Origin of the sequence: Dialister sp. CAG:357, assembly GCF_000435155.1 — a bacterium.
Taxonomy (GTDB): domain Bacteria; phylum Bacillota; class Negativicutes; order Veillonellales; family Dialisteraceae; genus Dialister; species Dialister hominis.
Genome location: NZ_FR896362.1, coordinates 8241 through 9730, shown reverse-complemented (window position 1 = coordinate 9730; position 1490 = coordinate 8241). Strand labels below are relative to the sequence as shown.

The window sequence follows — 1490 nt, the reverse complement described above, 5'->3', positions numbered from 1 at the left end:
CAAAATGATTAACCATTTTGTCACAGCCCCTTTTGTTGCGGAAATCCTTTCTGCGAAATGTATAACCGAACTTCGTTCGTGGAGATGAACCCCTTTCGGCGCATTCGCGCCACTTTCCCCTAACGGGGACAGCTTATTCGGCTGCTGTTATCGTATTCTCATCCCACTTTCTTTATGACTCTGGCTGGATTCCTTACGGCTATGGTGTGGTCGGGGACATCTTTGGTGACTATGGCTCCGCTTCCTATGACTGCGCCTTCGCCTATGGTGACGCCTGGCATGATAATGGCTTTGGCTCCGATCCAGGCTTTCTTTTTGATGCGGACGGGTTTGCACTTGATGATCCAGGTGTTTTCGAAGTCGTGGTTGACGGTGAGGCCATGGTTGATGAAGCAGCCTTCTCCTATTTCCATCTGGCAGGCAAAGTCGAGCTGGAAGGGCGGCAGGATGGTGGAGGAGGCGGAGAGTATTCCCTGAAAGAGTTCATCGAGGCTCTGGCGCACGATGGGATCGAAGGGAGGGACGGAGTTTGCTTTCCAGCAGAGGTTCATGGTCCTCTCCACTTCATTCCATGCGGTCCCTTTATAGTCTTCATCGGTTTGCATATCGATGGCTTCGCCGTTTCTAAGTCTTGTGAAGATATCTTTTTTCATGCTTTCATTTCTCTTTTTTCTACGATGACGAAGTACTGGTCGCGGATGGATATTTTCCATGTGCCTTCTTCTTTGACGAGGGTGTCGACGTAGCGGATGTAGTTGTCGGTGATGTATGTCTTTCCATTTTCTTCTGTGATGAGGGCGGCGCGGCAGTAGTGGGTATCGGTCGCGGTGCTTCCTTCTATTTCAATGACCTTCTGCCCGTTCATGTGGTGGGAGGCTTTGACGGTTTTGGTGAAACCTTCGAACTGGTTTCTCATTTCTTCGGAGCCGTGGATGTCCATGGCAAGGATGCCTCCCATGTGGACCATGATGTGGGCGTCCTTGGTGAAGAGTGCCTGCTGAGCGGGGACGTCGCATTCCAGGTTCGAAAAACGGTCGATGACTTCGCGGATGGCTTCTTTTTCTTCTAAGATTTCAAGTGACATATGAATCGCTCCTTTTGACTGATGAAATACTTTGATTGGTTTCATTATAGTTTTCGTTTATTTAGAAATCTAATTGAGATATACTATAATCAATAGAAAAAGTTGATTGGAGGAAGAGCCATGAATACGAAGCAGATCGACTATGCGCTCGAGCTTGCGCAGGTGAAGAATTTCAACCGGGCGGCGGAGAATCTTTTTATTTTCCAGCCTTCTCTTTCGTACCAGATCCAGGCGCTGGAGAATGAGATCGGTCTTGCTCTTTTCCTTCGCTCAGGCCGCGGTGCGGAGGTGACGCCGGCAGGAGAGCAGTTCTTTCAGACGCTCAGGAATATCCGCGAGGAGCTGAAGGCCGCCATCGAGCAGGGGCAGAATTTCAGCGCGAGGTACCGGAGTGCAGTGATGATTG

General features: G+C 49.8%; 3 protein-coding genes. 1 reads left to right on the top strand and 2 read right to left on the bottom strand.

What is annotated here, in order from left to right:
* Nucleotides 1-158: 158 nt before the first annotated feature.
* Together M3200_RS09505 and M3200_RS01095 are read right to left on the bottom strand one after the other, a co-directional pair.
* Nucleotides 159-653 (bottom strand): DapH/DapD/GlmU-related protein, encoded by a 495-nt coding sequence (locus M3200_RS09505; RefSeq protein WP_022381695.1) that lies wholly within the window; start codon nt 651-653, stop codon nt 159-161.
* The gene (locus tag M3200_RS01095) at nt 650-1084 is read right to left on the bottom strand and encodes a nuclear transport factor 2 family protein (protein WP_022381694.1); all 435 of its coding nucleotides are present in this window, start codon (nt 1082-1084) and stop codon (nt 650-652) included. Before M3200_RS01095 ends, M3200_RS09505 begins: the two co-directional genes overlap by 4 nt.
* A gap of 120 nt (nt 1085-1204) precedes the next feature.
* Here M3200_RS01095 and M3200_RS01090 point away from each other — a divergent pair.
* Nucleotides 1205-1490 (top strand): LysR family transcriptional regulator (locus M3200_RS01090; RefSeq protein WP_288178065.1); only part of this gene is annotated, 286 nt, incomplete at its 3' end.